Raw genomic sequence first — 6,169 nt, 5'->3', positions numbered from 1 at the left:
TACACGTTGTCAACGCCGAACGCGAGTCAAAGTCTTTTGAGGTAAGGGTTTTAGGCTTATTCAGCAAGCCCTACTTATGATTCTAAGGGTAGAGAAAGGGTGAATACAGCCCCTTGACCGGGTTTACTACTGGCTGTAATACTGCCTCCATGCGCTTCAATAATGCGTCTGGCAATCGCTAGACCCAGACCAACCCCATTCTTACTAGAGCGGCTCGTGGTGTAAAACTGTTCAAAAATGCGAGGTAAATCGGTTTCAGGAATGCCGCTTCCCTGGTCTCGAATTGAAATCAGAGCCTGTTGCTTGTTGCCAGAGGCAGCAATGAAAATACGAGCATTGGGGGTAGAGTACTTAATCGCATTGTCTAAGAGATTCAAAAAAGCCTGTAATAAGCGTTCCGAATCGCCCATAATCCGAAGGTCAGCAACATCAACTTCTACAGTCACGTTTTTAGCCTGCATACGAACTTCCATTGCTCTAATCGCACGGCTGATTACACTTTCTAAGGCAATGGCTTGGATTTCTAATAGCGTGACACCCGCTTCTAAGCGTCCTAAATCAAGCAAATCGTGAATCAAGCCCGAAAGCCGCTTCGTCTCCTCTTTGATGGTTTGAAAGAAGCGATCGCGCAACTCCAGCTCATCCACAGCGCCACGCTCCAGCGCATCAATGGTGACCTGAACATTACTCACAGGGGTCCGCAGTTCATGGGAAACATTCGCTAGGAAGGCTCTGCGTTCGTTGTCCAATGATTTCAACCGTTCACTCATACGATTCAGTTCCGTTGCGAGTTGGTCTAGTTCATTGCTTTGACGAATCAGGAGTTTGTCATCAAACTGTCCTCTACCCACGCGAATCGCAAAGTTTCGCATCACCTCAATGGGTTTAGAGAGACTCCGGGCTAATCGATCGCTGACCAAGGTACAGAGAAAAATGGTAATGCCAAGGGCGGCTAAAATTGTCCAGATCACCCTTACAAACTGTTTCTGAAACTGTTCTAAAGTAATCGAGATGCGTAATATCCCCAACCGCTGACCGTTGCGAGTCATCGGTTTGGCAATATAGAGGCGATCCTCCGTTGATAAAACTCCTTTAGCAATGCCCTGCACCGAATGACCGTGTAGTGCTTCTGAAATGCCAGGTATCAGCAGCCAATTGGTGATTTGTCGATCTGTTTGAGGGTTAGAGGTGGCTAGCAGCGAACCTTGGGCATCAAAGACACGGAGTGCGATATTGGCGGGTGCCCCATAGCGCCGAACAATGATCTGCACCCGTTGCGTATCTTTTTCTTCGAGGGCATCTGCAACGCTCTCGCTTAGTGCTGTTGCCCAGTTTTCTAAATCAGTCTGACGAGACTGCATGAAAAAGGCATAAAACGTCCATAGGATGTAACCAGACATAAGCGAGGTTCCTAAGACGATCAGGAGCAGGTAGGTAGCCAAGAGCTTCGTGTGGATTGAATTCCACCGAAGAGATGCTAACCATCTGCTCGTAAAGGAGTCTTGGGCAAAAAGTTTCATCGGCTCAAACATGGCTGGGATAAATGGTGTATCCGTTGCAAGTGATCCTAACCTAGCGCCATTGGTCATGGATTGAGCCAACCGAGCTATCAAACCCTTGAAGGATGCCTTAATCGCTTTTAAGTAGATTCCGCATGATGGCGGCGCAGCAAAGCTTTAATCCGTGCGAGCAATTCCTGCGTATTGAAGGGTTTGGTCACATAATCATCTGCCCCTGCCTCTAAGCCCAACACTTTATCCATATCTTGGTCTTTAGCCGTTAGCATCAGTATAGGCACATTAGAAAAAGCCCGGATACGCCAACACACTTCCATCCCATCAACTTCTGGCATCATCAGATCGAGCAGAATGATATCGGGTACTTGCTTGTGGAATTGTTTGATCGCGCTGTGTCCATCTGGTGCTGTAGTGACCTCATAGCCTTCCTTTCTCAGTGAGTAAGCAAGGCTTTCACAAAGTGGGGCTTCGTCGTCTACCAACAAAAGATGCGGCATTAGTATAAATAGTTACATTTCAGATATAGTATCTCAAAGACAGGATTAACCGACATCTACCTTGAGAGGTAAATCGTCTTGGTTCCGCTCAGGTTTTGCTGCTTACAAATACTAGGCAGCAAAACGATGGACAGTTACGAGCGGTTATACCAATTTAATGTGAAGTTGCACATATCTCGATCCCCCTCGCATCTCCCTGATAGTCGGGGGACGAAAGATCGGACTCTTTTCCCCCCCGGACGCGGGGGGCGCCAGGGTGATCGGATTCTACGGGGCCTCATAAAAAATTGGTATAAGTGGCGATCGTCTCATTAAATTTATGAGATTGGAAGTGGCAATTATTGATGTTAAGCCTAATATGACTGGAGCAACATAACCCATGAGTGATATCGGTCTCACACACATCGCACTGCCCGTTTCTGATGTCGATCGCACTATCGAATTCTACTCTAAGTATGCTGGAATGCAGGTCGTTCACCGCCGCATTGATGCAGAAACTGGTGTTGCTGTGGTCTGGCTTTCTGACCGCACTCGCCCTTTTGTAATTGTGCTAATTCAAACAGACTCCGTACATCCCGTTCTGTCTCCCTGGGCACACCTCGGAGTTGGCTGCAAAAGCCGCGAATATATGGACGATCTCTGCGACAAAGCACGTCAAGAAGGCCTATTGCTTGAGGAACCAAAAGATGATGGATATCCGATCGGCTACTGGGCTTTTTTGCGAGACCCGGACGGTCACACGCTGGAACTATCCTACGGGCAAGAAATCGGATTTACAGTGGAGAAAGCTACTTAAAGTTATAATAAACAAATCGCCCTCCAAACCCGATCGTTTCTCATCTGGAAATAGACTGGAGAATCAAAGGACGGCAGCAATCATCGCACCACCCAGAAAAGAATCACCCCTTCTGTTTGAGGGACTCACTTGGAGAGAGTTCAAAGCAGTTGAGCAATTGTTAGACCGTCCAGGATATCGACTTTCTTTCCTGGATGGAATTCTGAAGATACGACGAATGCCTGGAGAACCCCACGAAATCGTTAAAGCAAGAATTGGTGCATTGGTGGAACTGTACCTGCTGATGGCGGGGTTTGACTTTACTCCCACTGGCTCGATGACTCTGGAAAGTGAAACGCGAAAAGTCAAGCGAGAGGCGGATGAATCTTATCGGAAAACTGGGTTTAAAACCCCGTCCTTCTAGGACGGCTTTAGTTCAGAAAAACTTTTCAAAAAGCCCGGATAGGATGGATAAGGTGGTATAGTGCAATAGTCAAGGTTAAACTCCTTTGCCATCGTGAAACGGGACATAAGACACACTTTCAGGCATAAATTGGGGGACGCAGAGCGGCGAAAACTCTTTAAACAGCTAAGAACCGAAAATGTAGGTTCCCAACCAGCAAAAACAAACTATTCCTTTTTGGATCGTTAAGTAGGGTAGGGCATACCCGAACTCTAGGTAAATATCCTAGTACGCTTTTGGAGATAGACCCGCTGGGGTGATTCTGAGTCAAGCTCGTTAATTGGTAGCTTTCTACGGTTAAAAGGTTTGAGTATTGCCGCAAGGACAGGACGCTTTAAGGTCGGTCGCTGAATTAAGAATCCCCTCGCCTTTAGGCAGGGGAGTGTCAAAAACTTGCTCCTGGTCGCAGGCTACCAGATTTGGCGATCGAGGTCGTGTTTTCCAGTGGTGGCATCAACCAACTGGAGGCATACAAGCGGCTGAAGATAAAGGAAGTGTGGTTCTGGGAAGATGGATTGTTAGAGGTTTATCACCTGCGGGGAGAGGGCAATACACTTTATTATGAAAAGGTTTCTAGTAGTGAGGAGGTGAAAGGGCTCGATTTGGATTTGTTGTTGCGCTGCATCAATATGGTGAATCATGTTGATGCAGTTAAGACTTTTCAACAGGGACTCCAGAAATAGCTGGGAATAGGAAATTTCGCCTCCTTTTACCACCTTTCTTCACATCTCAATATCCGCAAAAAGCAATGGGGAATGGCAATGATGCAAGTTGTAATTGTGGGCTCGGGACCAACTGGTGCGGCACTTGCCTTAATGCTAGTGAAACGAGGTATTGCTGTAACCTTGGTTGAGGCGGCAAAAGATGCCTACCGAGTGTTTCGCGGTGAAGGGTTGATGCCCAGCGGATTGGATGCGATCGCCCAAATGGGCTTATCCACAATGCTCGAAGGTGTTCCACACCGACAAATTGATGCCTGGGAGTTCATTGTGGGCGATCGGCAACTATTTCGAGTTGATGAGCCAATGGGGTCAAATCGACCTTGTACGCTGGTATCGCAACCGCCTTTGCTAGAAACACTAATTTCAGAAGCTCAGTTGCATCCAGAGTTTGAATTTATCCCAGGTGTTCCCGTAAAAGATTTACTGTACAGCAACGATCGCATTGCGGGTGTAAAGCTAGGAGATGGGCGAGAGATTCCTGCTGCACTTGTGATTGGTACAGATGGTAGAAACTCGGTTGTGCGACAACGTGCAGAATTAGAGTTAGTAAAACAGCAGAATAGTATAGATGTTCTGTGGTTTAAACTGGCCGCTCATCGTCGGTTTGTGGCGGATAATGTATTTTATTCCATCCTGAATGGCGGTAGCGGATTTAGTGTCTTTCATGGGGCAGAATCAGGAAAACTTCATCTGGCTTGGGTGCTATCGGCAGATGACAAAACGGATCGGAAACACACAGACTGGGCAGAAACTTTCGCATCGCGATCGCCTGCGTGGATGGCAGAACATTTCCGCAACTGTGCCGATACGATCGAATCTCCGATGCGATTATCTGTTGTGGTTGGTCGCTGTCCGCGCTGGCATCGACCAGGAACCATACTTTTGGGGGATTCTGCACATCCCATGTCTCCGGTTCGCGCTCAAGGAATTAACATGGCGTTCCGCGATGTAATTGTTGCCGCCAATCACCTTGTACCTTTATTGAAAGCAGGGGCTAATTACGAGGATATTGACTTAGGATTATCGCGGATTCAGGCAGAACGCGAACCAGAAATTATTCGCGCCCAACAACTTCAAGCACAAGAAGCGTGGAAAGGCGAACAACTGCGAAAAAATGGATTGTTGCGTTTATTGATGATGCAAACGGCTCCGTTTTTGGGTGAAAAAATTAAACAATTTTGGGTAAAAGGACAGTATGAATTGCGCCAAGGAGTAACGCAGGTAAAATTGGTTGTCTGAAAAGAGGAAATTCACAATTAGGAGAAGATTTTATGCGATCGACAAATATCAAAGGACCGATCGGCACTATTCACATCATCGAAGCCAGCCCCCCTGTCACCGCTGCGGAATCCGAGGCGCTGCCGGTGGTGTTCGTGCACGGTATGACGGTTTCCGCGAGCATCTGGGAGGCGCAGCTTGCCCATGTCGCCCGTACCCGACGCGCGATCGCCCTTGATATGCGGGGACACGGTGATTCCGCACCGCCGGAGGACGGCAACTATGCGCCCGCCTCCTGTGCAGCGGATGTTTTGGCGGTACTGGATGGGCTGGGACTCGATCGAGTGGCGATCGTTGGACACAGTTTCGGTGCTTGTATTGCCCTCGCCACAGCAGCCAGCGCACCGCACCGCATCGCGCAGTTGATCCTGGCAGACCCACCTGGAGACTTTACCAAGGTGCCTGCAGAGGTGCACGAGGCACGGATCGTCCCCTACCAGAGGGCTCTGGAGACGGAGGATTGGCGGGCTGCTGTGGAAACCAGCTTCAATGAGGCACTGACAGGAAGCAGGGCCCATACGCGCGATCGGATACTCGCTTGCTTGGCGGCGACTCCACAGGATTGTCTGTCTGGAATGTCTCGCGGGATGTTTGCCTTTGAAGCAGTGGATGCTCTCGATCGCTACCTAGCAGCCCCTGGAACGCGAGCCCACGCCATTATTGCTCCCTCAAACACTTTTCCCTTCAGCCTCCACATCCTCCGTCCCACACTGACGACAACTACGATTCCCGATACTGGACACTGGCTGATGCTGGATGCGCCAGAGGCCTTTGCTAGAGAACTTGATATCTGTTTGGAAGGTGTTTAATATAGGTTTCGACAAAATCTGTTAGTCTTACGACAATACTCCGGACAGTTTTTAAGCAGCCAAAGTACCATAAGACAAGACTGAAGAAAGATTAGGATGGTTTAAAAT

Annotated in this window: 6 protein-coding genes and 1 pseudogene; 5 read left to right on the top strand and 2 right to left on the bottom strand. The window is 48.5% G+C overall.

Annotation, left to right across the window (positions count from 1 at the left end; translation table 11 throughout):
- Positions 1-74: 74 nt before the first annotated feature.
- Complete coding sequence (locus tag QUA70_RS27710) at positions 75-1,400, bottom strand: HAMP domain-containing sensor histidine kinase (RefSeq protein WP_333350978.1); 1,326 nt, start codon at positions 1,398-1,400, stop codon at positions 75-77.
- Positions 1,401-1,639: 239 nt separating this feature from the next.
- A complete protein-coding gene (locus QUA70_RS27705; RefSeq protein WP_190659809.1) occupies positions 1,640-2,014 on the bottom strand; it encodes a response regulator in 375 nt (124 codons plus the stop codon).
- 379 nt (positions 2,015-2,393) lie between these two features.
- Here QUA70_RS27705 and QUA70_RS27700 point away from each other — a divergent pair, with 379 nt between their 5' ends.
- The 5 genes and pseudogenes from QUA70_RS27700 to QUA70_RS27680 all read left to right on the top strand — a co-directional run bounded on the left by QUA70_RS27700 (position 2,394) and on the right by QUA70_RS27680 (position 6,061).
- Positions 2,394-2,810 (top strand): VOC family protein, encoded by a 417-nt coding sequence (locus QUA70_RS27700; RefSeq protein WP_333334790.1) that lies wholly within the window; start codon positions 2,394-2,396, stop codon positions 2,808-2,810.
- Between the two features lie 217 nt (positions 2,811-3,027).
- Positions 3,028-3,213 carry a hypothetical protein gene (locus QUA70_RS27695; protein ID WP_333334788.1) on the top strand — a complete coding sequence of 62 codons (186 nt, stop codon included), beginning with the start codon at positions 3,028-3,030 and terminating at the stop codon, positions 3,211-3,213.
- Positions 3,214-3,668: 455 nt separating this feature from the next.
- Positions 3,669-3,935, top strand: a pseudogene (locus QUA70_RS27690) (Uma2 family endonuclease); the annotation flags it as partial.
- 78 nt (positions 3,936-4,013) lie between these two features.
- Complete coding sequence (locus QUA70_RS27685) at positions 4,014-5,213, top strand: FAD-dependent monooxygenase (RefSeq protein WP_333334786.1); 1,200 nt, start codon at positions 4,014-4,016, stop codon at positions 5,211-5,213.
- Between the two features lie 32 nt (positions 5,214-5,245).
- Positions 5,246-6,061 carry an alpha/beta hydrolase gene (locus tag QUA70_RS27680; RefSeq protein WP_333334784.1) on the top strand — a complete coding sequence of 272 codons (816 nt, stop codon included), beginning with the start codon at positions 5,246-5,248 and terminating at the stop codon, positions 6,059-6,061.
- Positions 6,062-6,169 lie beyond the last annotated feature (108 nt).

This window comes from Microcoleus sp. LAD1_D5 (assembly GCF_036702115.1).
Taxonomy (GTDB): Bacteria; Cyanobacteriota; Cyanobacteriia; order Cyanobacteriales; family Microcoleaceae; genus Microcoleus.
Note: the sequence above shows the minus strand (reverse complement) of the source record. Positions and strands in the feature narration are given on the sequence as shown.